The 25,096-nt window shown below is 62.1% G+C and carries 30 protein-coding genes and 1 pseudogene; 23 read left to right on the plus strand and 8 right to left on the minus strand.

The features are described from left to right. The first annotated feature begins 8 nt into the window (after positions 1-8). The gene (locus tag AC0L27_RS06820; RefSeq protein WP_354204348.1) at positions 9-590 is read left to right on the plus strand and encodes a TRAP transporter small permease subunit; all 582 of its coding nucleotides are present in this window, start codon (positions 9-11) and stop codon (positions 588-590) included. A 28-nt stretch (positions 591-618) separates the two neighbouring features. Then, positions 619-2,274: a TRAP transporter large permease gene (locus AC0L27_RS06825; protein WP_354204350.1), complete on the plus strand. Its 1,656-nt coding sequence runs from the start codon at positions 619-621 to the stop codon at positions 2,272-2,274. Positions 2,275-2,349: 75 nt separating this feature from the next. On the opposite strand, the gene AC0L27_RS06830 is transcribed toward AC0L27_RS06825, so the two are convergent. The 3 genes from AC0L27_RS06830 to AC0L27_RS06840 all read right to left on the minus strand — a co-directional run bounded on the left by AC0L27_RS06830 (position 2,350) and on the right by AC0L27_RS06840 (position 5,778). Further along, positions 2,350-3,438 carry a TRAP transporter substrate-binding protein gene (locus AC0L27_RS06830; RefSeq protein ID WP_275167462.1) on the minus strand — a complete coding sequence of 363 codons (1,089 nt, stop codon included), beginning with the start codon at positions 3,436-3,438 and terminating at the stop codon, positions 2,350-2,352. Positions 3,439-3,683: 245 nt separating this feature from the next. After that, a complete protein-coding gene (locus tag AC0L27_RS06835) occupies positions 3,684-5,102 on the minus strand; it encodes a sensor histidine kinase (RefSeq protein WP_354204352.1) in 1,419 nt (472 codons plus the stop codon). A 1-nt stretch (position 5,103) separates the two neighbouring features. After that, the gene (locus tag AC0L27_RS06840) at positions 5,104-5,778 is read right to left on the minus strand and encodes a response regulator transcription factor (RefSeq protein ID WP_007592584.1); all 675 of its coding nucleotides are present in this window, start codon (positions 5,776-5,778) and stop codon (positions 5,104-5,106) included. Positions 5,779-6,091: 313 nt separating this feature from the next. On the opposite strand from AC0L27_RS06840, the gene AC0L27_RS06845 reads away from it, so the two are divergent. Then, positions 6,092-7,150 (plus strand): alpha/beta fold hydrolase, encoded by a 1,059-nt coding sequence (locus AC0L27_RS06845; protein WP_354204354.1) that lies wholly within the window; start codon positions 6,092-6,094, stop codon positions 7,148-7,150. A gap of 406 nt (positions 7,151-7,556) precedes the next feature. Here the strand turns inward: AC0L27_RS06845 and AC0L27_RS06850 are convergent, their stop codons facing one another. The 3 genes from AC0L27_RS06850 to AC0L27_RS06860 form a co-directional block, all read right to left on the minus strand. After that, the gene (locus AC0L27_RS06850; RefSeq protein WP_473318161.1) at positions 7,557-8,648 is read right to left on the minus strand and encodes a TRAP transporter substrate-binding protein; all 1,092 of its coding nucleotides are present in this window, start codon (positions 8,646-8,648) and stop codon (positions 7,557-7,559) included. A 210-nt stretch (positions 8,649-8,858) separates the two neighbouring features. Next, a complete protein-coding gene (locus AC0L27_RS06855; RefSeq protein ID WP_354204356.1) occupies positions 8,859-10,001 on the minus strand; it encodes an Mrp/NBP35 family ATP-binding protein in 1,143 nt (380 codons plus the stop codon). 53 nt (positions 10,002-10,054) lie between these two features. Then, positions 10,055-10,492, minus strand: coding sequence for a VOC family protein (locus AC0L27_RS06860; protein ID WP_275167467.1), 438 nt, complete (start codon positions 10,490-10,492; stop codon positions 10,055-10,057). Positions 10,493-10,674: 182 nt separating this feature from the next. On the opposite strand from AC0L27_RS06860, the gene AC0L27_RS06865 reads away from it, so the two are divergent. The 5 genes from AC0L27_RS06865 (at position 10,675) to AC0L27_RS06885 (ending at position 15,411) form a co-directional block, all read left to right on the plus strand. Further along, positions 10,675-11,547 carry an NAD(P)-dependent oxidoreductase gene (locus tag AC0L27_RS06865; RefSeq protein WP_354204359.1) on the plus strand — a complete coding sequence of 291 codons (873 nt, stop codon included), beginning with the start codon at positions 10,675-10,677 and terminating at the stop codon, positions 11,545-11,547. A 22-nt stretch (positions 11,548-11,569) separates the two neighbouring features. Beyond that, positions 11,570-12,847 carry a sodium:proton antiporter NhaD gene (gene nhaD / locus AC0L27_RS06870; protein ID WP_354204361.1) on the plus strand — a complete coding sequence of 426 codons (1,278 nt, stop codon included), beginning with the start codon at positions 11,570-11,572 and terminating at the stop codon, positions 12,845-12,847. A 137-nt stretch (positions 12,848-12,984) separates the two neighbouring features. Next, the gene (locus AC0L27_RS06875; RefSeq protein ID WP_275167470.1) at positions 12,985-14,580 is read left to right on the plus strand and encodes a sensor histidine kinase; all 1,596 of its coding nucleotides are present in this window, start codon (positions 12,985-12,987) and stop codon (positions 14,578-14,580) included. Between the two features lie 44 nt (positions 14,581-14,624). Then, positions 14,625-14,828: a DUF1289 domain-containing protein gene (locus AC0L27_RS06880; protein WP_354204363.1), complete on the plus strand. Its 204-nt coding sequence runs from the start codon at positions 14,625-14,627 to the stop codon at positions 14,826-14,828. Positions 14,829-14,856: 28 nt separating this feature from the next. Beyond that, positions 14,857-15,411 (plus strand): TIGR02281 family clan AA aspartic protease, encoded by a 555-nt coding sequence (locus AC0L27_RS06885; RefSeq protein WP_275167471.1) that lies wholly within the window; start codon positions 14,857-14,859, stop codon positions 15,409-15,411. A 33-nt stretch (positions 15,412-15,444) separates the two neighbouring features. On the opposite strand, the gene dusA is transcribed toward AC0L27_RS06885, so the two are convergent. Then, positions 15,445-16,461 (minus strand): tRNA dihydrouridine(20/20a) synthase DusA, encoded by a 1,017-nt coding sequence (gene dusA / locus AC0L27_RS06890; RefSeq protein ID WP_473318168.1) that lies wholly within the window; start codon positions 16,459-16,461, stop codon positions 15,445-15,447. A gap of 131 nt (positions 16,462-16,592) precedes the next feature. Here dusA and AC0L27_RS06895 point away from each other — a divergent pair, with 131 nt between their 5' ends. The 15 genes and pseudogenes from AC0L27_RS06895 (at position 16,593) to AC0L27_RS06965 (ending at position 24,203) form a co-directional block, all read left to right on the plus strand. Next, complete coding sequence (locus tag AC0L27_RS06895; RefSeq protein WP_473318169.1) at positions 16,593-17,708, plus strand: tyrosine-type recombinase/integrase; 1,116 nt, start codon at positions 16,593-16,595, stop codon at positions 17,706-17,708. A 2-nt stretch (positions 17,709-17,710) separates the two neighbouring features. Beyond that, positions 17,711-18,166 carry a hypothetical protein gene (locus tag AC0L27_RS06900; protein WP_473318172.1) on the plus strand — a complete coding sequence of 152 codons (456 nt, stop codon included), beginning with the start codon at positions 17,711-17,713 and terminating at the stop codon, positions 18,164-18,166. 159 nt (positions 18,167-18,325) lie between these two features. After that, positions 18,326-18,493: a helix-turn-helix transcriptional regulator gene (locus AC0L27_RS06905; protein WP_473318174.1), complete on the plus strand. Its 168-nt coding sequence runs from the start codon at positions 18,326-18,328 to the stop codon at positions 18,491-18,493. A gap of 129 nt (positions 18,494-18,622) precedes the next feature. Further along, positions 18,623-19,006: a hypothetical protein gene (locus AC0L27_RS06910; protein ID WP_473318176.1), complete on the plus strand. Its 384-nt coding sequence runs from the start codon at positions 18,623-18,625 to the stop codon at positions 19,004-19,006. 192 nt (positions 19,007-19,198) lie between these two features. After that, complete coding sequence (locus tag AC0L27_RS06915) at positions 19,199-19,402, plus strand: helix-turn-helix domain-containing protein (RefSeq protein WP_473318179.1); 204 nt, start codon at positions 19,199-19,201, stop codon at positions 19,400-19,402. A 46-nt stretch (positions 19,403-19,448) separates the two neighbouring features. Then, positions 19,449-19,781 (plus strand): hypothetical protein, encoded by a 333-nt coding sequence (locus AC0L27_RS06920; RefSeq protein WP_473318182.1) that lies wholly within the window; start codon positions 19,449-19,451, stop codon positions 19,779-19,781. Beyond that, positions 19,774-19,914, plus strand: coding sequence for a hypothetical protein (locus AC0L27_RS06925; RefSeq protein ID WP_473318235.1), 141 nt, complete (start codon positions 19,774-19,776; stop codon positions 19,912-19,914). The genes AC0L27_RS06920 and AC0L27_RS06925 overlap by 8 nt, the downstream gene beginning before the upstream one ends. Then, complete coding sequence (locus AC0L27_RS06930) at positions 19,853-20,785, plus strand: bifunctional DNA primase/polymerase (RefSeq protein ID WP_473318184.1); 933 nt, start codon at positions 19,853-19,855, stop codon at positions 20,783-20,785. Before AC0L27_RS06925 ends, AC0L27_RS06930 begins: the two co-directional genes overlap by 62 nt. A 3-nt stretch (positions 20,786-20,788) precedes the next feature. Next, the gene (locus AC0L27_RS06935; RefSeq protein ID WP_473318186.1) at positions 20,789-21,949 is read left to right on the plus strand and encodes an AAA family ATPase; all 1,161 of its coding nucleotides are present in this window, start codon (positions 20,789-20,791) and stop codon (positions 21,947-21,949) included. 187 nt (positions 21,950-22,136) lie between these two features. Then, complete coding sequence (locus AC0L27_RS06940; protein ID WP_473318188.1) at positions 22,137-22,322, plus strand: hypothetical protein; 186 nt, start codon at positions 22,137-22,139, stop codon at positions 22,320-22,322. A 119-nt stretch (positions 22,323-22,441) separates the two neighbouring features. Continuing rightward, positions 22,442-23,110 (plus strand): hypothetical protein, encoded by a 669-nt coding sequence (locus AC0L27_RS06945; RefSeq protein WP_473318192.1) that lies wholly within the window; start codon positions 22,442-22,444, stop codon positions 23,108-23,110. A 34-nt stretch (positions 23,111-23,144) separates the two neighbouring features. Then, positions 23,145-23,348: a hypothetical protein gene (locus tag AC0L27_RS06950; RefSeq protein ID WP_473318195.1), complete on the plus strand. Its 204-nt coding sequence runs from the start codon at positions 23,145-23,147 to the stop codon at positions 23,346-23,348. Positions 23,349-23,494: 146 nt separating this feature from the next. Beyond that, positions 23,495-23,641, plus strand: coding sequence for a hypothetical protein (locus AC0L27_RS06955; protein ID WP_473318198.1), 147 nt, complete (start codon positions 23,495-23,497; stop codon positions 23,639-23,641). A gap of 1 nt (position 23,642) precedes the next feature. Next, positions 23,643-23,732 (plus strand): annotated as a pseudogene (locus AC0L27_RS06960) (transposase-like zinc-binding domain-containing protein); the annotation flags it as partial. Positions 23,733-23,789: 57 nt separating this feature from the next. Further along, positions 23,790-24,203 carry a hypothetical protein gene (locus AC0L27_RS06965; protein WP_473318238.1) on the plus strand — a complete coding sequence of 138 codons (414 nt, stop codon included), beginning with the start codon at positions 23,790-23,792 and terminating at the stop codon, positions 24,201-24,203. 153 nt (positions 24,204-24,356) lie between these two features. Here the strand turns inward: AC0L27_RS06965 and AC0L27_RS06970 are convergent, their stop codons facing one another. Next, complete coding sequence (locus tag AC0L27_RS06970) at positions 24,357-24,944, minus strand: hypothetical protein (protein ID WP_473318200.1); 588 nt, start codon at positions 24,942-24,944, stop codon at positions 24,357-24,359. Between the last annotated feature and the right edge of the window lie 152 nt (positions 24,945-25,096).

The following is a 25,096-nucleotide window of genomic DNA, read 5'->3' on the forward strand; positions in this document are numbered from 1 at the left end:
GACTAATCTTGCAAGCGCTCCTGAAGCTGAGCAATGGAATTGACGCGTTCACACGTTGGACGGGCAAGCGTCTGGCTTGGCTGATCCTGCTCGCCGTCGTCATCTCGGCGGTGAATGCGATCATTCGGAAGACGTTGGACACGTCCTCCAACTCGTGGCTCGAGCTGCAATGGGTGCTTTTCAGCATCGTGTTCCTGCTGTGCGCGTCCTGGACGCTGCTCGACAACGAGCACATCCGGATCGACATCTTCAACAGCATGATGCCGAAGCGGGCTCGCAACATCATCGACATCATCGGGCACATCTTCTTCCTGATCCCGCTGACCGTTGTCATGATCGTGACCGGAATACCGTTCTTCCTGCGCTCGCTTCAGATCAACGAGCAATCCGGCAATGCGGGCGGCCTGCCGCAATGGCCGGCCAAGTCGCTCATCATGATCGGATTCGCGTTCCTGCTTGTTCAAGGCGTCTCCGAACTGATCAAGCGGATCGCCATCATGCGCGGCATGATACCGGATCCCCACGAGTCGCAGATTTCGGCGCTGGAGGCCGAAGTCGAGCACCTCGTTGAAGCGATCGAACAGAAGTGATCGCCAAGCGGCATCGTAGGGGGATTCAATGACCGCGTTTATCGTCGCCAATATGGCGCCAATCATGTTCGCGACGCTGGTGATCGTGCTGCTGCTCGGCTACCCGGCTGCATTTTCGCTCGGCGCCGTCGGCCTCTTCTTCGCAATCATCGGCGTCGAACTCGGGCAATTCCACCCGGACTTTCTCCAGGCGCTGCCCGAGCGCGTCTATGGCGTGATGAACAACGACACGCTGCTCGCCATTCCCTTCTTCACCTTCATGGGACTGGTCCTCGAGCGCTCCGGCATGGCTGAGGATCTGCTCGACACCATCGGCCAGTTGTTCGGCACCATCCGCGGCGGCCTCGCCTACGCGGTGGTGTTCGTCGGCGCCCTGCTTGCGGCGACGACCGGCGTTGTGGCGGCCTCGGTGATCTCGATGGGCCTGATCTCGCTGCCGATCATGCTGCGCTACGGCTACGACCGCCGCGTAGCGACCGGCATCATCGCGGCCTCCGGCACGCTGGCGCAGATCATTCCGCCGTCGCTCGTCCTGATCGTGATGGCCGACCAGCTCGGCAAGTCGGTCGGCGACATGTACGAGGGCGCGTTCATTCCGGGCCTGGTGCTCGCCGGCCTCTATGCAAGTTACGCGTTCCTCGTGACCATGATTTTCCCGAACGCCGCCCCGGGCCTGCCGAAGGAAGCGATCGGTTTCCGCGAGGAGAGCGGCGACCGCGGACTCAAGTCGCTCGGCGTGCTGTTCCTGGCGAGCTGCGTCTTCGGCTGGTTCATGATGCGGAACTCGGAGACACACGGCGCCGACTTCGTCGTGCTCAGCATGTTCTTCGGCATCCTCTTCGCGTTCTTCGTCGCCATCGCGAACTGGGTCCTCGACAAGCTGACGGGCTTCCGTTTCCTCTCGAAGATGGCGCAACAGACCACCTTCGTCATGGTGCCGCCGCTGTTCCTGATCTTCCTAGTGCTGGGCACGATCTTCATCGGTGTCGCGACGCCCACCGAAGGCGGCGCCATGGGTGCAGCCGGCGCCCTCATTCTCGGAGCCGCGAAGCGGCGGCTGACCTGGGACCTGATCCGTCAGGCCACCGAATCGACGGCGAAGCTGTCCGCGTTCGTCGTCTTCATCCTGGTCGGGGCACGCGTGTTCTCGCTCACCTTCTACGGTGTCAGCGGCCACGTCTGGGTCGAGCACCTGCTGACCTCCCTGCCAGGCGGCCAGGTCGGCTTCCTGATCTTCGTCAACGCCTTCGTGTTCGTGCTGGCGTTCTTCCTCGACTTCTTCGAACTCGCTTTCATCGTGATCCCGTTGCTCGGGCCGGCTGCCGAGCATCTCGGGATTGACCTGATCTGGTTCGGCGTCATCCTCGGCGTCAACATGCAGACGTCGTTCATGCACCCGCCATTCGGATTTGCGCTGTTCTATTTGCGCTCGGTCGCGCCGAAGGAGCGCTATACCGATCGCGTCACGGGCAAGCGCATGGAGCCGGTCACGACGGGACAGATCTATTGGGGTGCGGTGCCGTTCGTCGTGATCCAGATGATCATGGTGCTGCTCGTGATCATGTTCCCGTCGATGGTGATGCACTACAAGGGCGTGCAGTCCACCGTCGATCCCAACAGCATCAAGATCGACATTCCCCAGATCGATCTGCCGCCGCTCGACTTCGGCCAGCCGAAGCAATAGCGCCCGGCCCGCCTGCAAAAAAGAACCCGGAGCTTTCGCTCCGGGTTCTTTCGTTTGGCGGATCGCGCCCTGCGATCAGCTCTGCGAGTTGCGCGCCATGAAGTTGTCATAGCCGACTTCGGCGACCTGGAACCACTGATATCCGTTGTTCGAGAACGCGGTCAGCGATTCGTAGACCTTCTTGAAGTCCGGATTGCTGGCCGAGACTTCGGTGTGCAGCTCCTTTGACGCCTTGAAGCAGGCCTGCATGACCTCGGGCGAGAACGGATGCAGCTTGGCGCCGGCCGCGAGCAGGCGCCGCAACGCCGGTGGATTGGCCTGGTCGTACTTCGCCATCATCCAATTGTTGGCATAGTGACCCGCCTGCTCGAGGATGCTCTGATAGTGCTTCGGCAGCGCATTCCACTTGTCCTGGTTGACGAAGGCGAGAAGCATTGGCCCGCCTTCCCACCAACCCGGGAAGTAATAATGCGGCGCGACCTTGACGAAGCCGAGCTTCTCGTCGTCATAAGGTCCGACCCATTCGGCAGCGTCGATGGTACCTTTCTCGAGCGCCGGATAAATGTCGCCTCCGGCGATCTGCTGCGGCACCGCGCCGAGTTTGGCCATCACTTTTCCGGCGAAGCCCCCGATGCGGAATTTCAATCCGCTGAAGTCCTGGGGAGTCTTGACCTCCTTGCGGAACCAGCCACCCATCTGACAGCCGGTATTGCCGGCAAGCAGCGAGACGACGTTGTACTTCTTGTAGAACTCGTTGAGGATGTCCCTGCCGCCGCCGAGTGTGTACCAGGCCTGGTTGATGCGCATGTTCGGTCCGAACGGCACCGCCGATCCGAAGGTGAAGGTCGGGTCCTTGCCAAAATAATAGTAGGACGCAGTGTGGCCGATTTCGCAGGTGCCGTTCTGCACGGCATCGAGCACCTGAAGGCCCGGCACGATCTCGCCGCCGGCAAATGTCTGAATCTGGAATTTGTTGTCGGTCGCTTCCGCGACCATCTTGGCCATCATCTCGGCGCCGCCATAGAGCGTATCGAGTGATTTCGGCCAGCTCGTCGGCATGCGCCATTTGATCTCGGGCGTCGTCTGCGCGATCGCTGGAGCGGCGAGCGTGGCGACACCCGCCGCACCAAGCCCGGTGACCTTGATAAAGTCTCGTCTTTTCATGATTTCCTACCCTGATGGATTGTGACGGTGGGCCTTCTTGCTGAGGCTTGGAGGCCAGCATGGAACATGTCTCGTCCGATTTCCATCCCTCACGATGTGAGGGATGAAAATGCTCAGCTCCCGCGCCATCGGGTCCTACGACTTTAGGCTTAGATCGATAGCCGGTGATCGGAAGACGGAGCACGAAGTGGTGCAGACCCGTTGGACGCCTGGCGACCACACGTCGCCATCGAGACGGCGCAGGTTCAGGCTGCCGCCGCTCCGGCCGCCGGATTGGGGCCGGCTGGCTGCACGCCATTCGCCAGCCTGAACCGCAGCGTGAACTGCGCGCCGCCGCCCGGACGATTCTCCACCGCAACCGTCGCCGCGTGATCATCCGCGACGGCGCGCACGATCGAAAGCCCGAGGCCGGCGCCGTCACTGCGCTGGCGGTCGGCGCGCCAGAAGCGGTGGAAGATCAATTCGCGCTCGGCTTCCGCAATTCCCGGGCCGTAATCGCGCACGTGCACCGCACCGTCCGCGCTCACATCGACATCGACCGACGTGTCCTTTGCCGTGAACTTGATGGCGTTTTCGGCGAGGTTGAAGATCGCGCGCTGGAGCATCACGGAATTGCCGTGGATCAGTACCGGTGCCTCGGTGCCCCTCAGCGCGATATCCTTGTGCTGCGCGATCGCGAGCGGCGCGATCGACCCGACCACCTCGGCGCAGACCGCGCGCAAATCCGCGGTCTCGCCGGGATCGAGCACCAGCGTGTCGAGTTCAGCGATCTCCAGCAGCTGCACGACGATGCGGCTCATGCCCTCGATATCCGCATGCAGCGCCTGCCTCGCGGCGCCGTCGCCGAGCGTCTCGATCCGCGTGCGCAGGATCGCGAGCGGCGTGCGCAACTGATGCGCGGCGTCGGCGGTGAACTGCCGCTGCACCCGAAAGCCATCCTCGAGGCGGTCGAGCGCCTGGTTGACGGCGATGACGAGCGGCATGATTTCGCGCGGGATCTGCTCCGTCGGCAGGCGGATGTCGGTGCGCGCCGGGCCGATATTGCTCGCCTCCTCGGAGGCCTTCCACAGCGGCGCGACAGCGCGGCGAAAGATGATGATGTCGATGGCGAGCAGGACCAGCAGGATCGGAATGGTGATCCACCCGACCCGCCGGAAGAAGTTCGACACGATATCGTCGATGATGACGTCGCGGTGCCCGAGGTCCTCCGCGACGCGAATGCGTATCACCTTGCCGTCAATGGTGCGGGTGACACCGGCGCCGGAAATCGTCTCGGAGAGCGGCGGTGCGGTCGTGGCAGCGCCGGTCTTGCGCCGCGACGAGAACAGCAGATGTCCCTCGGCATCGCGAATGTCGTACTGGTAGCGGCCATAGGCTTCCGAATAAAGGCCCTTGAGACTGTCCGGCAGGTTGAACGTCAACAGCCCGTCGGGCTGGGCGACGATGCGCTCGGCCAACACCTCGGCCTGCGCGCGCATGGCATCGCGATGCAGCTGGTCGATCTCGGAATTGAGCAGCCAGAACAGCACCAGCGGCAGGAAAATCGCGACCACCGCGACCGCCACGATGTGCAGGAACACGATGCGCCAGATCAGCGATTTGAACGTCGGCGACCTCGCACGGACCCCGGCGCGTAATCCGGCGTGAGGTCCGATCCGGGCCACGCTATTTCTCCTCGGCCATGAGATAGCCGACGCCACGGATGGTGTGGATCACGACCTTGGCGCCATGCTCGGCGAGCTGCTTGCGCAGCCGCGAGACGTAGACCTCGACCGCGTTGGAGGCGACCTCGCCGTCGAGCCCGAAGATGTGGTCCTCGACGTTCTTCTTCGGCACCACCCGCCCCTGCCGGCGCAGCAGGATCTCAAGCACCGAGGTCTCGCGCGCGGAGATGATGCGCGGCTGGTCGTCGACGAAGATCTGGCGGCTTTCGGTGTCATAGACGAGGTTGGCGAGGCGCAGCGAGCGGCCGAGCAACTGGCCCGGACGGCGCAGGATCGCCTCCAGCCGCGCCACCAGCTCCTCCATCGCGAACGGTTTTGCGAGATAGTCGTCGGCGCCGCTGCGCAGGCCGCTGACGCGATCCTGCAAGCCGCCGCGCGCGGTCAGCACCAGAACCGGCAAGGGCTCCATCTGCCGGCGCAGCTCGCGCAGCACCGACAGGCCATCGCCGTCGGGTAGTCCAAGGTCCAGGATCATCGCGGCATAGCTGACGCTGCTCACGGCTTCGCGCGCCTCGGCGGCGCTGCCGACGATGTCGCTCTCATAGCCGGCCGCCGACAGCCCGCCGGCAACCAGCCGCGACAGCTCGGCATTGTCTTCGACGATCAGAAGGCGCATCGCATTTTCCCGCGGGATGTTCCGGTATCACCGCACGGCTCGCGCCGCATCTTCGATCTCTTCCACCATCCGGGGCATCTCGGCCAGCGAAAAAGCAGCAGGCCGGGCCGGCCGCTCCCTTCCGTCAGGTTCCTGTAAGCCAATCAGGGCACGTGCGGATGAGGTCGCGTATGGCGGACGTTTGCCTCCTTGGGCCTCGCCGCCGGCGCCGCATCGATCCTGCCAAGGAACGAACACCCCGGCGAACCGTTCAACTCAGCTGCAACATTTCTCATTTGATGGGGCGTCGTGCAGACCACCTAAGGTAATGCACATGCGGGTTGCACGACAAACACGTTCCAGCTCCCTTCTATCCGACAGCCTGACCGCCATCACGCGACATCCGGGCGCCACCGCGTTTGCTGCCGCAGGTACCCTCATCGCGGCTACCGCAATCATGAACCGGCGGCTCGCGAACAAAGCGCAACGCGATAATCCTCCGCAGGGGCGGTTCATCGACGTCGAGGGCGTTCGCCTGCACTATTTGGAACGCGGCAGGGGCAAGCCGCTGGTTTTGTTTCACGGCAATGGCAGCATGGTCCAGGATTTCGACTCGAGTGGATTGATCGATCTCGCAGCCGAGAACTACAGGGTCATCGTGTTCGATCGTCCCGGTTTTGGGCATAGCTCGCGGCCGAGGCACGTCGTCTGGACTCCGGATCCCCAGGCGGACCTGTTCAAGAAGGCGCTCGATCAGCTCGGCGTCTCTCAAGCGATCGTCCTTGGCCATTCGTGGGGAGCGTCGGTTGCGGTTGCGTTGGCGACAAGACATCCTTCGTTCGTGCAGGCTCTCGTGCTGGCCTCGGGTTATTATTTCCCGACTCCCCGCTCGGACAGCGCGGCGTCAGTGCTGTCCGCCCTACCGGTGCTCGGGGACCTCATCAGCTATACGATTTCGCCGCTAGCCGGTCGGATGATGTGGCCCGCGATCTTGCGCAAGCTGTTTGGCCCCCGGCCGGTCCCGAGCAAGTTCGCGGGCTTTCCGAAAGAAATGGCGCTCCGCCCATCACAGATGCGGGCCACAGCGGCCGAAGCGACGATGTTGATCCCCGCCGCATTCTCAGGTTCGAAGACTTATGCAGAACTCGAGATGCCCACGATCATTATCGCGGGCCAGGACGATCGCCTGATCGATATCAAGCAGTCGGTTAGGCTGCATAGCGAGATCAAGCAGAGCAAATTGCGCCGGATCGACCGAGCGGGACACATGATCCATCATTCTGCAACCGCTGAGGTGATGGCGGCCATCGACGAAGCTGCTGCCGAGGCCGTGTTGACTCATGGACGGGAAGGTCCGGGCGTACAACAGCCCCGAGAGACTTCCGACGCGTGACGAGCGCGAGGAGCCACCCAAGCCAACAATTTCGGATTTTACGACAATGCCTTTATGCCACTGTTTTGCCCGACGAGTCAAACGGTCTCGCTGAAGCACGCGCGCCTGCCCCGCTTTAGCTGCCAAAAAAGCGAAGTTGCCATCGACCGCGCGATGCTCGGGCCTGTCCCCAATTAGCTCCATCGCATCAAGCGTTTGGCTGCACTCGCAACGCCCTGTCCTCTCACCCCTCGTCTACTGTGCATGGGGTTGTTTTTCAGATTTTTTGTTGGAGGCCCCGCCCGTCCCCCGGCGACACCGCCGCTCGGCGGCTTCCGCCTCGCCTTTTCCGATCACGTCGTCCCAAAGAAAAAGCCCGGCCTCGCGAACGAGACCGGGCGTGTCGCCTTCCGAGTTCTTGCGAAGATCAGCCGCGGGTGCGCGAGCGGATCATGAAGCTGTCGTAGGTGTATTCGGCGACCTGCCACCACAGATATTCGTCGGAGCGGTAGGCCTGCATGGCGTCGATCGACTTCTTGAAGTCGGGATTCTTGGCCGAGATCTCGCCCCACAATTCGTTGGTCGCCTTGAGACAGGCTTCCAGAACTTCGTTGGTGAAGGGGCGAAGCTGCGTTCCGCCGGCGACCAGACGCTTCAGGGCGCCGGGGTTCACCATGTCGTAGCGCGCGGCCATCCAGGTGTTGGTGTTGACGGTCGCGTTGGTGAGGATCGCCTGATAGTTCTTCGGCAGTTCGTTCCACTTATCGATGTTGGCGAAGGCGTGAACGGTCGGACCACCTTCCCAGAAACCCGGGTAGTAGTAGTACTTGGCGACCTTGGCGAAGCCGAGCTTCTCGTCATCGTAGGGACCGACCCATTCGGCGGCGTCGATGGTGCCCTTCTCGAGCGACGGATAGATGTCGCCACCGGCGAGCTGCTGCGGCACCACGCCGACCTTCTGGAGCACCTGACCGGCGATGCCGCCGATGCGCATCTTGAGGCCCGAGAGGTCGGCAACGGTCTTGATCTCCTTGCGGAACCAGCCGCCCATCTGGGTGCCGGTGTTGCCGCAGGGGAAGCCGACCACGTTCGACTTCTTGAAAAACTCGTTGGCGAGTTCGTTGCCGCCGCCTTGGTACAGCCAGGAATTCTGCTGGCGTGCGTTCAGGCCGAAAGGCACCGATGCGAAGATCGCGAAGGTCGGGTCTTTGCCGACGTAGTAATACGACACCGTGTGGCACATCTCGACGGTGCCCTTCTGCGTCGCATCCAGCGCCTGCAGGCCCGGAACGATTTCACCCGCCTGGAAGACCTGGATCTGAAACTTGTTGTCGGTCATCTCGGCGACGTACTTCGCCATCTGCTCGGCACCGCCATAGATGGTGTCGAGCGACTTCGGGAAGCTCGACGTCAGGCGCCACTTGATCTCGGGCGAGGACTGCGCGATCGCCGGCGAGGCTACCGCGGCGGTCGCCGCCGCACCGACTGCCGACACTTTCAGGAAATCACGACGCTTCATCTTTAGTCTCTCCTTGTTGGGGCGTTTCCCCTAACTTCCTCTTTGCTGCCGCTCATTCCGGCGACGCGTTCTTGGGCCGCGTCGAACCGAAGGGGCTTGACTGCCGTGGGCCTTTAACACGGAAGCCCCGCTTTCGAAACGCGACATTGGCATGACAGGGCTCTACGAAAGTCGCATGTCCCCAAAGTATTGATTTTGGTTTGGATCCGCTCAGGCTGCGGCGATGACGCCCTTGAGCTGGTCCCGCACCTGTCCCGCAATGGCGCGGTAGATCGCCGCATGAGGACCACCCGGTTCGCTGTCCACCACGGGCGTGCCGGCATCCGAGGTGGCGCGAATCGCCATGTGCAGGGGGATCTCGCCCAGGAACGGCACCCCGAGCTTCTCGGCCTCGTGGCGCGCGCCGCCATGGCCGAAAATGTCGGATTTCGTGCCGCATTGCGGGCACTGGAAATAGCTCATGTTCTCGACGATGCCGAGCACGGGCACGTTGACCTTCTTGAACATCGCAAGCCCCCGCCTCGCGTCGATCAGGGACAGGTCCTGCGGAGTCGAGACGATCACGGCCCCCTTCAAGGGGACGTTCTGCGCCAGCGTGAGCTGGGCATCACCGGTGCCTGGCGGCATGTCCACGACTAGGACGTCGAGCTGGCCCCATGCGACGTCGCGCAGCATCTGCGTCACCGCCGACATCACCATCGGTCCGCGCCAGATCATCGCGGTCTCTTCCTCCACCAGGAAGCCGATCGACATGATGGCCAAGCCAAAGCGCCTGAGCGGAATCATCTTGCGCTCGCCATCCAGCTCCGGCTTCTCATGCAGACCCGTCAGCCGGGGCACCGAGGGACCGTAGATGTCGGCATCGAGCAGCCCGACCTTGAGGCCGAGATCGCGCAGGCCCAGCGCAAGATTGAGGGCGGTGGTGGACTTGCCGACGCCGCCCTTGCCCGAGGCGACCGCGATCACGGCAGCGACGCCCGGAATCTCGGACTGCCGCGCCATCGGCGATTGGGCGCCGCCCTGTGGCGGCGGCTTGTGGGCGTGGACCGGCTGCACGCCCGGCGTGCCGCGGCTGGGAGTTGGCGGCGGTGGTGGCGCCGCGCCGGCCTTGCGCTCGGCGGTCAGCGCCACCATGACGGTGGTGACGCCGGGAATCGCGCGCACAGCAGCTTCGGCCTCGGCCCGGACGGATTCCCAGGCGCGCGCCTCGGCGGCATCGACATTGATCGAGAAGAACACCTTGCCGTCGGCCGCGCTGATCGCGCTCAGCACGTTGGCATTGGTGAGCGCGACCCCGCGGGGCGACTTGATCCTGGCGAGGCTGTCGAGAACCTGTTGCTGCGTCACGCTCAAAGCGCATCTCCTAGAATTCAAGATGCCCCATTAGAGCGGAAACGGCCAAAAGGCTACTGCCTGCCGATATCGTCAGCCATCTCGGCGGGCGCCGCGCCCTGCTCCAGCGCCGCCTCATAATTCAGCTCGATCATGACCCCGTTGGGGTCGTGAACGAAGATCTGCCAGAGTTCACCGCCGGGCACCTGGCGGGAGTCGAACGTCATCCCCTTTGAGGCCAGCCGCTGCTTCATGCCGTCGAACCCGCGGCTGGCGAAGGCGACATGGTGGACAACGCCGGAATCCGGCTTTTGTGGCTCGGCAGTCGGAGAAATATCGACGAGGTGCACCACCGGCTTACCCTCGCTGTACATCCAGGCGCCGGGGAAGGCGAAATTCGGCCGGGCGCCTTTTTCCAGGCCCAGCACGTCCTCATAGAAACGGACGGTCTCGGCCAGATTCCGGGTCCGGATGTTGAAATGATCGAGCACGCCCACGCTTACGCCGCCCATGCCTTTGCTCCCTTTTTTTGAAGTCCTTAGGTCCGCCATCCTAGCACAGGCGGGGGCCAAACGAAGCCGTTGCCCTCCGGCCTCAAGGGTTTATGGTGCGCCCGATCTGCCGCAATGGCGGAACCGGGCGCCCCTCGCCCGGCAAGAACCGTAAAACCCAAACTACGGACAAGGTACCACAGATGGCTAAAGTCGCTTTCCTCGGTCTCGGCGTGATGGGCTTCCCCATGGCCGGACACCTCGTGAAAAAAGGGGGCCATGAGGTCACCGTCTACAACCGCACCGCGGCCAAGGCGAAGGAGTGGGCGGACAAGTTCGGCGGCAAGACCGCGGCGACCCCGAAGGCCGCAGCCGAGGGCCAGGATTTCGTGATGTGCTGCGTCGGCAACGACAACGATCTGCGCGCGGTCACGATCGGTGCCGACGGCGCGTTTGCCGGCATGCAGAAGGGTGCGACCTTCGTCGACCACACCACCGCTTCCGCCGAGGTCGCCCGTGAGCTCGATGCGGCCGCCACCAAGGCCGGCTTCAAGTTCATTGACGCACCCGTGTCCGGCGGCCAGGCCGGTGCCGAGAACGGCGTGCTGACGGTGATGTGCGGCGGCGCGCAGGACGCCTATGCCGGCGCCGAGCCGATCATCACAGGCGCCTATGCGCGGATGTGCAAATTGCTCGGGCCCGCAGGCTCCGGCCAGCTGACCAAAATGGTCAACCAGATCTGCATCGCCGGCCTCGTCCAGGGCCTCTCCGAGGGTATTCACTTCGCCAAGAAAAGCGGCCTTGACGTCGCGGCCGTGATCGAAACCATCTCAAAGGGCGCCGCGCAGTCCTGGCAGATGGAGAACCGCTATAAGACCATGAACGACGACAAATACGATTTCGGCTTCGCGGTCGAATGGATGCGCAAGGATCTCTCGATCTCGCTCGCCGAAGCCCGTCGCAATGGCGCCAATTTGCCGGTGACCGCGCTGGTCGACCAGTTCTATTCCGAGGTCGAGAAGATGGGCGGCAAGCGCTGGGATACGTCGAGCCTGCTCGCGCGCCTCAATCGCTGACACCTGACGAAGTGATCCTGCCTTGCTGATCGCACTCGCCGCAATTTTCGTCCTCGCCTATGCGGCGATCGCGCTTGAGCATCCTATCGGGGTGAACAAGAGCGCGTCTGCGCTACTCGGCGCAGGCGTGCTCTGGACAATCTATGCGCTCGCGACGGGAGACCACACGCTGGTCGGTCGTCAGCTCGATGAGTCCGTCGCCGCCACCGCGCAGATCGTGTTCTTCTTGATTGGCGCGATGACCATCGTCGAGGTCATCGACGCCCATGACGGTTTCGAGGTCATCACCTCCCGCATCAGCACGACGAGCCAGGTCCGTCTGATATGGCTGATTGGCTTCGTGACCTTCTTCCTCAGTGCCATTCTCGACAATCTGACCACCACCATTGTCATGGTCTCGCTGATCCAGCGGTTGATCGCCAAGCGCGACGACCGCCTGCTGTTTGCCTCGCTCATCGTCATCGCCGCAAATGCCGGCGGTGCATGGACCGTGATCGGCGACGTCACCACGACCATGCTGTGGATCGGCGGACAGATTTCGCCGGTGAATATCATGGGCGCGGTGTTCCTGCCCTCGCTGCTCAACCTGCTGGTGCCGCTCGCATTCATCAGCTTTTCGCTCAAGGGCAAGACCATCGCACCGCCGCCGAAAGAGGACGGATTGCAAAGTGTCGATCCGTTCGAGCGGAATGTGATGTTCTATCTCGGACTCGGCGTACTGATCGCGGTGCCCGCCTTCAAGACGGTCACGCACCTGCCGCCCTTCATGGGTGTCCTGCTCGGGCTCGGCATCGTGTGGTTGGTCGGCGAGATCGTTCATCGCAACAAGGATGAGCATGTCCGTGGTCCGCTCACGCTTGCCAATGCGCTGACGCGGATCGACATGGGCTCGATCGTGTTCTTCCTCGGCATTTTGCTCGCCGTCGCCAGCCTCGAACATGCCGGCGTGCTCTCTATGGTGGCCAAATGGCTGGACACCACGATCGGCCGACAGGACATCATCGTGATCGTGCTCGGGCTGCTCAGCGCCGTCATCGACAACGTGCCGCTGGTCGCCGCGACCATGGGCATGTACGACCTGGCGCGTTATCCACCCGACAGCTTCCTCTGGGAGTTCATCGCCTATTGCGCCGGCACCGGCGGTTCGATCCTGATCATCGGCTCGGCCGCGGGCGTCGCGGCCATGGGGCTCGAGCGCATCGAGTTCCTCTGGTACGCCCGCCGCATCGCCGTTCCCGCGCTCGCCGGCTATCTGGCGGGCGCCGTGGTGTACATCGCGCAGCACGCGGCGCTGCATTGAGCGGCTCACGCCGGATCCAAAATTAACGCCGGGTTAACGTAATTCTTTAGCTCCTTAAGTCACCTCTTAAGGATTTCTTGCCAGAGATAGACAATGCAGAAGGCCCGTCCCGCGCGGGCAGGAATTGTTGTTGTGCGATGAGTAAACCCGCTGAAAAGCCCGAGGTTGTGCAGCTTCCGGCCGAGCCGGTGAGCGTGCCGTCGGCGAGCCATCGCCGGGCCGCGGCACAGCGGGTGCGCGAGGCGCGCGACAAGTTAACGTCGACCAGTGGAACCCGGCCGGCCTTCGACGCCGAGATGCTGCGCCATTACGCCCAGACCCGGCTGTCGGCCTCCTATGTCGTAATGCTGCTTGTGGTCGCGACGGGCGTGCTGTTTGGGCTGTGGATGCAGCCGATCCCGGCCGCCGCCTGGACCGCCGGCATGCTTTGCATCCATGCCGCGATGATCCGCAGCTGCCACCGCTTCCTGGCCGAGCCCGCCTCGCCCGCGGCAACGCGCACATGGCAGACGCGCTTCGTCGTGCTCGACCTGCTCTATGGCCTTTGCTGGATGGCGATCCTGATCCATCCCGTGCTCGACATGATCACGGAATCGCTGATGATGTTCCTGATGCTGCTGGTGATCGCAGTATCGAGCATGCTGGCCGCCAATCTGCCGATCGCCGCCCTTGCCGCCACCGCGCCGGTCGCGGTCGCGATGGCGCTGAGCTTCGTGATGACCGGCTCGCTGGACAATTACATCCTGGCCGCGCTCGCCGTCGCCGCCGAAGGCTATTTCGTGCTGCTGGCTCACCGCCTGCATTCTTCGACCTTCGCCACGCTCGAGGCGCGGGCCGAGAAGGACGCGCTGATCGGCGAGCTCGAACAAGCCAAGGCGATCTCGGACGAAGCGCGCCACCGCGCCGAATCCGCCAATGTCGCGAAGTCGCGCTTTCTGGCGCAGATGAGCCACGAACTGCGCACGCCGCTCAACGCGATCCTCGGCTTCTCCGAGGTGATGAAGAGCGAGATTTTCGGCGCGCATGCCGTGCCGGTCTACAAGGAGTACTCGGCCGACATCCACAATTCCGGCGTCCACCTGCTCAACCTCATCAACGAGATCCTCGATCTGTCGCGGATCGAGGCCGGCCGCTACGAGCTCAATGAGGAAGCGGTCTCGCTGGTCGGCATCGTCGCCGACTGCCATCATCTGATGAAGCTGCGCGCCTCGAGCCGCGGCATCACCATCCACGAGGTGTTCGAGCAGGCGATGCCGCGGCTGTGGGCCGACGAGCGCGCGATCCGCCAGGTCGTGCTCAATCTGCTCTCCAACTCGATCAAGTTTACCCCACAAGGCGGCGAGATCTGGCTCAAGGCGGGCTGGACGGCCTCAGGCGGACAATATCTCTCGGTGAAGGATACCGGCTCCGGAATCCCCGAAGACGAGATCCCGGTCGTGCTGGCCTCGTTCGGCCAAGGCTCCAACTCGATCAAATCGGCCGAACAGGGCGCCGGTCTCGGCCTGCCGATCGCCAAGAATCTGATCGATCTGCATGGCGGCACGTTCACGCTGAAATCGAAGCTGCGCATCGGCACCGAAGTGATCGTCACCTTCCCGCCCGAGCGCGTGATGAGCGCGCTGGCGCCGATGTCGGATGATTCTCCGCCGCTCCAACCCGAGAGTTCCGCGGTAGCGGACGAGAAGCGCCGGCCCCGTCGCAAGCCGATCATGAGCGCAGGTACGGGCTCGTAACGAGATGCTTGCAGACATGCCTGACCATCCGCCACTATGTCCGAATGAGCAAAGAAACGCCGTGCGTGGCCGTCTGCATGATCGATCCCAAGACCAGGCTGTGCTTCGGCTGCGGACGTACATTGCCGGAGATCGCGCGCTGGCACGCCATGGAGAGCGCGGAACGACTCGCCGTCATGGCGCTGTTGCCGGCGCGCATGAATCAGGCTGGACTTGCGCCCGTCGCGGGGTCGCCGGAACGCACCTGACCGGCCTGAGCGCATCGGCAGGTGCGCAATGATCCGGTTCCTGCTCGTTCTCATTATGCTTGCCTGCACGGCAGGTGCCGTCGTCGCTTATGGCGATTCCGACCAGATCGCGCGGGCGAGCAGCAAGGTCTCGCATATCTTTCGCACGCAGACCGCAGCGCCCGCCCCCGCGGTGCAGATTCAGCGCGGCCAAGGCGGCGAATTCGCGCTGCGCGCGAAGATCAACGGCGTGGCCGCACCGATGGTCATCGACACCGGCGCGACTTCGGTGGTGCTGACCTGGGAGACTGCGAAAGCGATCGGGCTGCCGCTCGAGATGCTCGAATACGACGTCGATCTCGAAACCGCGGGCGGTCGCACCAAGGCGGCTCGCCTCACGATCGACCGCCTCTCGGTCGGCCACCTCGTCGAGAAATCGGTCCCCGCCCTCGTCGTGCCGCGCGGTCAGATGAAGACCAACTTGCTCGGCATGAGCTTCCTCGATCGCCTGGAGAGCTGGGGCGTGCGTGCCGACAAGCTGATGCTCACCGGTTATCCGGAGCTCCAGACCAGTCACCGCCGCTCGCGCCTGGCAGTCGACTAGACTTTTGCAAACCGGCTCTTCGTGCGACTACGGCTAGGCCGCCGCCTCCGCCGGCGCGCGGGCACCGACACGCGCAATCGCATCGCGCAGCACCTCGAGGCCGGCGCCCGGCTTCACACCCTGCTCGGCAAGATGTCGGCGGAAGGCGCGTGCACCGGGCACGGCGTGGAATGCACCGACGAAATGCCTCGTCATGGAGTGCAGCCTCGTGCCGCGCGCGAGCTGCTGCTCGATATAGGGCATCATCGCCTCGATCGCATCCTGCATCGAGGCATGCGGCGCCGCCTCGCCGAAAATGTCGGTATCGACAGAGAGCAGCCGCCACGGCTCCTGATAGGCGGCCCGTCCGAGCATCGCACCGTCAACTTGATCGAGATGTGCTTTGGCCTCGTCGACACCGGGGATGCCGCCGTTGATGATGACAGGTACATCGGGCATCGCGCGCTTGAGGCGATAGACGCGATCATAGTCGAGTGGCGGGATGTCGCGATTCTCCTTCGGTGACAAACCGCTGAGCCAGGCTTTCCGGGCATGCACGATCAGCGCATCGCAGCCGGAGGCGACGACCGCGCGCGCAAGGTTGTCGAGCGCGACTTCCGGATCCTGGTCGTCGATGCCGATGCGGCACTTCACGGTGACGGGCACGGCAACCGCACCCTTCATCGCCTCGACGCACCTCGCCACGAGATCAGGCTCTGCCATGAGGCAAGCGCCGAAACGGCCGTCCTTCACGCGGTCGGAGGGGCAGCCGACATTGAGGTTGATCTCGTCATAACCGAACTCCTCGCCGATCCGCGCCGCCAGCGCCAGGTCGCGCGGATCCGACCCGCCGAGCTGAAGCGCGACCGGGTGCTCGACCAAGTCGAACCCAAGCAGCCGCCCCCGGTCACCATGAATGATGGCACCAGTGGTCAGCATCTCCGTATAGAGCAGCGCCCGCTTCGTCAGGTGACGGTGGAACACCCGGCAATGCCGGTCGGTCCAGTCCATCATGGGTGCCACACTAAATCTAGAATGGCTATATTTAGATGGATTTCCCTTATATAACAATGATATGACTCCGGAGCGCTACTAAGCGGGCAGCTTGATCGCCTACTATATATAGACTATCCTTGACCGACTTTGACTGTTTTTCTCGGTTTGGTACGACAATGTCGTACTCAAAAAGGAATGTCGTACCGATGGGGACCATAGTTGCCCGCCGCCGTAAAGATGGCACGACTGGCTACACGGCCCAAGTCCTTAAGAAAAGGGGCGGCAAAGTCCTGCTGCGGGAGGCGCAGACGTTTGACCGCAGGGCGGCGGCCGACTCTTGGATTAAGAAGCGCGAGACGGAACTGTCGGTTCCCGGGGCGATCGAGCGAGCTGGATCCAAACGCGTCACGCTCGCGCAGACGATTGATCGCTATGTGGACGAAAGCCTCAAGAAGATCGGCCGCACCAAGGCGCAAGTTCTCAAGTCCATCAAGGAATACGACATCGCGAACATGGATTGCGAGAAGATCGGCAGCGACGACATCGTAGCGTTTGCGAAAGAATTGGGAGCTGATGGCAGCCGCACCCCAGCAACGGTTGCGAACTATCTCAGCCACCTTGGCGCGGTCTTCGCCGTCGCTGCCCCCGCATGGAAGTACCCTCTCAACCCCCGGGCCATGGCGGACGCCTTCGCGGTCACCGGTCGTTTGGGGCTTACGGGGAAATCCAAACAACGCACCCGCAGGCCGACCTTGGACGAACTCGACTTGATCATGGCGCACTTCGGGGATCGGACGCGACGGCGGCGGGAGTCCTCGCCGATGGACCGCATCACCGCCTTTGCCATTTTCTCGACGCGACGGCAGGAAGAAATCACGCGAATCGAATGGGCCGATTTCGACGAAACGCATTCGCGGGTACTCGTTCGCGATATGAAGCATCCGGGCCAGAAGATCGGCAACGATACATGGTGCGACCTGCCCGCGCCGGCACTTGCCATCGTAAGGGCGATGCCTCGCGTCGATGATCGAATCTTCCCCTACTCGACCGACGCGATCGGTGCGGCGTTCACGCGGGCTTGCCTGTTTCTCGGGATCAACACCGAAGACATGCCCGACGAAGAACGCCTTCACTTCCACGACCTACGCCACGACGGCATCTCGCGCCTCTTTGAAACCGGACTCAACATCCCGCATGTCGCGGCCGTCTCGGGGCATCGATCGTGGACGAGCCTCAAGCGGTACACACACCTCCGGCAGACCGGCGACAAATTCGCCGGTTGGAAGTGGCTTCCGGTTGTCTCATTGCCAATGAGCGCCTGACGATGTCCCCGCTCCCCGATCTGGTCGCTTCGGAAATCACCGACCTAACTACGTTCTTCATATCGACAGGCAACGTCGCGGCAGCGTGGCGGGCTTACAGCCTTGCACGTCAACACTCGCGCGCCGTGCCAGACGTAATCCAGGCCGAGATTGATCGTTTCGCGGCAGGCCTCGCGGATGTTGCCGGACAAGCCATGCGGGCCGGAGTTGACGTGGCTCATCCTATCACATTCCGCCCCGAAGAACTTGGCGCAATCTGGCGAGGCGACGGGAAGGCAGATCCGATCGGTGCGCTCCAACGAGATTGGCGGAATCTTTCCATCGGCGCAGCGGTTGCCCGCCAAATCGAAAACGGAAAGAAGGTCGGCGCCGCTATTGAAGCCGTCGCGGAATCGTTGCCGTACCTCAATAGCGAGACGGTGCGGAAGGCTTGGCAAACGTTTCGGCGCGACGGATAGGCGAAGGACCATCCGTCGATTTTGGGGTAAGGTCCGTCGGCTTCCTTTTACCTCGCAATTGAGTGCTAGTTCTCGGTACCTCTTGAGCCACCATCAAGCCTCAAGAGGTGTAGAATGAGACAACTAATCAAATCCGAAACGGTGCGGGAACGGCTGGATATGCCGAAAGCCACTTTCGAGCGGCACGTCAAGCAACGCACGCAGGGCATGCCTTCGCCCATTTATATCGGTCGCGCGAGATTCTTCGATGCGGCAGAGATCGAGGCCTGGCTTACGAACCGGGCGGCGGCCAGTTTTAACGACCGCGCGCCGGAGCGCTCGGCGTGAAGCCGGTCTTGGCTTAGCCAGACCAACCACCACCGACACCGCCTCGATCCGATCCACCGAATCCGCTGGCCGCCCCGCTAGCGGATCGGCTGACGCACGCCTTTTACATCAATTGAAAGAAGCATCACCGTGAATATCCACGATATCGAGATCGGCTCCCCCCAACATGCTCTCGCGCTTGCAGATTGCCTTGAAGGCGTCGAGGAAGCGTCGCTTGGTCCGAGCGACATTGAGCTTTGCGTGAAAGCACTTCGCGACCACGCTCGTGACCGTCGCACCCGCCCCATCGGCAAGATTTCTGCCGATGAGCCGATCACGATTGACCTGCTCGAACGCTGCCTGGACCGGCTTGCCATCGCCATGGCACGAGCCCCCCAGGGCGGCGAGGTCTACCTGCCGATCTTCGAGCGGTTTGAAGCCGACATCGAGGCAAGGAAGGCGAGCGAGTCCACCATGGCTCGCGCGCGCCGTCGCTATCAAGCGATAGACCTATCGGCTCGCCCCGCCTCGTAGGCGGGGCCGTTCCCAGCCGGATGCCACTACTTTCCCTTCACAATTGACGCCTTCCGCCGCGCGACACCTGCCGCGCGCTCGGCGAAATTTGTCTTGCGCAGGAGGATTTCTAGCAAGGGATACCGAACCGACCCCACAGCGAGTGACACAATATGCCAAATTCCGACCACCCAAAACATTCCGAGGCAAGTCATGACCAATGACGACTTTCTTTTTACTGAGGCTGAGTTCGCCGACTTCGTCGGCAAGTCGGTGTCGTGGGCGCGACTTCTGCGGCGGCAGCAACGCGCGCCCGGCCACATCAAGGTGGGCCGAACGCCGATGTACCCCCGCGAGGCCATCGCAGAGTGGATGCATGCCAATAGCGTCAGGCCGGGTGGAAAGCCCTCCGCATAGTCAAAGAAAAGCCCGCCGTTGGCGCGGCGGGCTGGAAGGAGTCGATATGAAGGACGATGACAAGACCAACAATAGCGCATTCGAGGCGTGGCAATGGGGGCGGTCGAATCCCCGTCACCTCAAGCCGAGCGCTCACTATTTCGTAGAGAATCCCGACGCGGCCGTTAGGATCGTCGCGCGTCACAGCCCCAAGCACGGCTGGACGAATCTGATCTTCTATCCGCGCGACGGCCTCTGTTACGAAGTGCTCGATGTGGAGATGGTTCGCCTCCTCACCGGGCCGTTCAAGGACGGGACGCCCCTTGAGCGCATGATGGCCGTGTATGAGTGGATGCGCTCGACCGATCGTCACGTATCTCGGATCCGCGCTCATGCCTGAATCTCCCTTCGCGCAGACCGCTCTGTCCCTTATCGCGCTCGGCTATTCGCCGCTGCCGATCCTGCCGCCTGATGTCCCGAAACTCGGCGCGGAAGGCCCCCGCTCTGTCCGGATGGCAGAAGTACTGCAATGAAGCGCCGACGTCCTTTTTTATCGCCGGGTATTCTCGCGCCCCGGCAATGGGAGTCGGGGTCGCCACCGGATTCGGCGGCTTAGTTGCTGTCGATATCGACGGCTACGACGCGATCATTGATCCGATCCTCTCGGTGCTGCCGCCGGCCGTCGTCGTCAAGATCGGCCGGAAAGGCCTCACCGCGTTCTATCGTTCTATCGTGCCGATGAAGTCCCGGCCTTACAACGATGCCAACGGAATCCGCCTGCTCGATTTCCTGAGTGGTGGTCGTCAGACTGTGATTCCGCCTTCGATTCATCCGGACACTGGCCACCCTTATTATTGGTGGTCTGACGCGACGTTAGAAGACACCCCGCTTGCAGCGCTTCCGGTGCTCACCCATGAGCACCGCGCCGCGATGGAAGAAGTCCTGTGTTCATTCGGTTGGACCCTTCTGGAACGCCAACAGTCATGCGGCGGGGCCGTCGAGCAGTCCGTTGCATCTCCCGACGGCTCAGACGCGGCGGCCATGTTCCGCGCGGTGAATGACCGGGCGCTGGCGAACCTTGCCGCCTGGGTGCCGCATCTCGGGGCGCAGCGCTGCTATCGGGCCGGTGGTGGTTTCAAGGCCGTCGCCGAGTGGCGGCCGTCCAGCACCGGTCGGGCGCTTCATTTGCGCGCCCCGAATCTGTCGTTCAAGTCGGACGGCATCCGCGACTTCGGCGACGGGCGCGGTTACTCCCCTATTGATGTCGTCATGGAGGCACGCCGCGTGTCCCCCGGCGAAGCGCTGGAATGGTTGGCGCCGCGTGTTGGGGTGCAACTTCATGATGCCGACGTGGTCGCGATGGCTGATCGGGTTATTGCCGCAGCGATGAAAAAGAAAGCCTGACGGATGGCCAAGATCACTATCTTCCCCGCGCCGACGCCGACTCCGATCAACACCGTGGTGTTGCGGGCTATCGGCTCCGCACCGCTGGAAATGCCGCGATGGCTGGTAAAGGGCGTACTCCCGCGCAGCGGTGTTGCGTTACTTTCCGGTCAATCCACAGCGGGCAAGACGTTCGTCGGCATCGATCTTAGCTTGTCGGTGGTCTTCGCCCGGTTGTTCCTTGATCGGCGGGTGCGCCCGGGCGGCGTCTTGTGGGTCGCAGCCGAGGGGGGTGGCGAGGTTGAATCGCGCGTTGCCGCGTCGCGAGCAGCGAAATTCCAGGATGGCTTGGTAGGTGATATTCCGTTTCTTGTTACCGAGCCTCCCGCCGACCTCTCGCAATCGAATATTGTCACTTGGCTGGAAAACGCCGTCATCGAGGCCGCTTGCAAGTGTGATACTCAGTTTGGCGCCGATCTTCGCCTGGTCGTGATCGACACGCTTGCGGCATGTTTCAACCTCACCGATGAAAACGATAACGCTGAAGCAGCGCGCCTGATGCGGGTCCTCGCCCAGATCGGCGCCGAAAACGACGTGTTGGTGATGCCGATCGCTCACCACGGCAAGAGCGCTGAGACGGGGGTTCGGGGCGCGTCGGCCTATGGTGCCGGGGCAGACGCCATCCTTACCGTGCTTGGTGGAACCGATCATCTCTCGGGCAAGGCGGGCAAGCGGTCGGTGGCATTGACCAAATCTCGGCGCGGCGGCACCGGCCCGTTGGGGGCATTCGAGGTACGAAGCCATGTGCTCGACTTCGACGAAGATGGCGACCCGGTCACCGCCGGCTATGTCGAGTTCGCGGAAGGCACCGAGGAAGCCGCCCCGCAGCCGGTGCCGAAGCCGAGGAGCAAGGTGTCGAGGGACTTCAGAGAAGCGTTCAGTGAGGCGCTGGCAAGCCATGGTCAGGACTACAAGATTCCCGAAGGTCCGACTGTCACGGCCGTGAACGTCACCGAGGTTCGGAACAACTTCATGCGCCGATACATCATCGGCAACCCGGAAAAGACGAACTCAGCGAAATACAAAGCCTTCGACCGCGCCCTTGGTGTGGCGAGGGACGAAAGCATGATTGCTGGCGTGTCCCTCTCCCAAAACAATTCACTGATTTGGCCGGTCCAGGGTTGAGTGGACAATTGGACAGAGTGGACATTTGTCCAAAATGTCCAACGGTCCAAAGTCTACTCCCCACACACCCCCGAAGGGGTGTGGGGAGTGGACAGAGTGGACTGACTAGACAACGTACTTAAGGGAATGTCCACTTTGTCCACTTTGTTGATATCTTTGATAGAAGTATTACCGAGCCATGGGGACAATGAACCAGCAAGGGCAGATCGCCTACATCGCGCAGAAACAGGAGGAAGTTCGTCAATTTGCTGCCGGGCAGCGCGCCTTGATCGCAAAGGATGCTCGGACGCTCTGGCTGTTCCCCGTTGGCGGGATGATCACGGGCGCAGTGCTGTTCGGTGCTGGTATGGTGTTTGCCAAGCTGCTGGGGTGAAGGACCGACCGCGCAAACCTGCCGCTGGCAAGCTTCCAAACCGCACGCCCACCGAAGTGGGGTTCGTCTCGCGGATGTCCGCTTAGCGGGCTAGAACGGGAGTGGTCGGCCGGTCTCCGGTGGCGAGCGACATTTCTTCGATCGACATCCGGGCCTATCCAACTTCCGATGGCTCTATCGTCGCGGTGGAGCGTCATCCCGAACCGATTGCCGAGGCCCTGCGGTGGCGGATCACCAATGGCGAACTCAATCAGGCCTATGGGCGTCTGCGGCCCCATAGGCGTACCGAGCCGTGTTGGCTCGATATTGTCTGCGACGTACCGCTGCCCATCCCGGTTCATGAGGTGATGCAGTGGGATCAGGCGGCCCCCGGGGCGACCGCCGACATGGTGGCGGAAGGCGTGGTTCTGACGAACAGCCGCGACGCCGGATTGGCCTTCGGAACGACGGACTGGGGTGCGCGAGGAGTCGGTGGATTCTCTATAGAGTCCCTTATTAGAAATTCCACCGACTCCTCAGCCGTCCGAACGTTCACCTACCAGAAGGCCGGCTCCGGCCAGAAGCGGTACACCGGCTGGTACCTTCCCGGTATCCTGTCGGGCGGCACCCCTGCCCTCTGGGGTTGGTTGGAGGACCGGCTGGGACCGCTGGCAGCCCTTGAGGTTGAGCGGATGCCGTCGCGCGCAACCTTCGCCAAGATCGGTCGGGAGGCGGCAGACCGATTCAAGTTCACGAAGGTCTCCTCATCGGCACTGCGTGCAATTTCCGCGTTTTTTGAGGATCTTTGAAGAGAACACGTAGGGTCTGCGACCGAAAGAACGGATGATTTCCTATGCCGCAGCAGCCCATGAGATCGCCAACAAGGGCAAGAGCGCTCGCGACCGTGTCACCATCATCGGCGAGATGTTCGAGAACATGGGCGTGATCCGCTCCGCTGTTGTCCGCACGTCAGATCGCGGACGCAAGGGAACGCGGTACTTCATGAGCAGGTTCGGCGAGCCGTTGATTGGTAGGCTTGTCGGCTGATTGTCGAAGCCGCCTGATGCGGCCGGTACGGACCGGCCATCTATCTTTAAGTGAAACCAAGTCGCGACCCCGTGCAGGACCTCGGTTGGAGGGCCAATTCAGGGTACTTAAGCTACCAATGGTGACTGAAGCGAAGGAGGCAGTTTATGCCCAAGCGTAAGAACCGGCTGTTGGTGCGGATCGGCGACCAGATCGAAGGGGTCGCTGAAGGGCCTTTGGCGATCTTGGCCTTGATCGTCTTGATGGCAATCGTGGTGTGGAAGGTGGACTCCCTTTTTCCCGGAGGTCTCTGACATGCGATGCAGCAAATGCCGCAGCCAAAAGACCACGAAAAACGGAGTGGTTCGCGGGGCTCAGCGATACCGTTGCGCGACCTGCGGCTTCAACTTCACGCAGGAGCATCCGAAGGGGTGGCCCGCGTCATCCAAGCTCCTGATAGTCATGAGCTACTGCCTCGGAGAGTCGATTTCTACTTTGGCGGAAGAATCGGGAGCAACTGCCAACAGCGTATCTAGGTGGATCGAGGAGGCTCGCGAAGCGACCTTCGGCGAACAAGAACTGGCGGGTTGGGTTCGAGAAGCACTATTCGAGACGGTCAGCTTCGAGCTTAAGGCGACCAAGCGCCGCCCAACCGAAAAAGAGGTCATCGAACTCTACGCTGAGCAACTTCTTTGGCTGGCCAACTTGTTCGCGCAAAGGCGGGCCTCGGACAGCAAGTTCGAGCCGAACTATGCGGCGCTGGGCTGGACCGATGCGAGCCGCGCTCCCACCGATGCAGAGTTTTCCGACCTGCTCACCAATCGCATTCGTGACATTGAACGCAATGTCAGGGAGGACGACGAGCCCCGCGAATAGCTGATCCACCCGTCAAGGCGACCTGCTAGCAATGGGCCGTGACTGCCTGGCTTTATGCCTCCAAGCGTCGGCTGTCGAATGTGGTCCCCGGGAGCGGCTTGGCGTCGCGAAGACCCAGATACCCCAAGCCGACAGTCTTCCCTCAGCTACGGGCTAGACGAGTGGTTGGCCCGGCTTAAGGCCAAGGTCAGCCAGGCGCTTAGGATCATCTCCGACATACGCGTCCAACAAGATCATAACGGTCGCCAGAACATCGTGAAATCGATTCCGAGGTCCCGGACCTTGATGATTGTTTGCAACTACCTTGGTTGGGTTGCTCGGGTCGATGAGCCTTAGTTCATCACACAACGCTTTCACTTGAGGTGTTTCAAAGGTCAGAGGGACTTTGCCGTGTGCAAAGGCGTTCCTGACATCCCGAATGATATCGAGGTTACGCCGAGTGACATTGCCGACGATCTTAAACGCATGAAGCAGTGCAATCTTCCGCGAGAAAGCGCCGGCTGGTCCATGACTGCCGAAAAACGCTTCACGCTCCTTCGACGACAAATGTGAAATTTGGACAGTTAATACCTTATCAATTACATTCTCGAGAAGCGAAGACACGAGCAGACAATACCCACGGTCATTCCCCGTCGCACTCATCTCCTTATTGAGTTCGGCATGATAGGTGCTGTCTGGAGCAAGGTTCGACAGTGCTTTCAAATCCTGCTTTTTTGACACGAGATCATCATCCTGTTCCATGGAGAGTGTCCATTGCGGTTGGCATCGCCGAATGAGTTAGCGACTTAGGTTAAACTAGCGCGGCCGCCGCTCGCTTCATTCAACCTCTTGCTGAGGTTGGTATGGCATTCGTTCAATCGCCCGAGGCCCAAGGTCCACACCACACCATGTCC

The organism is Bradyrhizobium sp. Ken51, assembly GCF_055807435.1.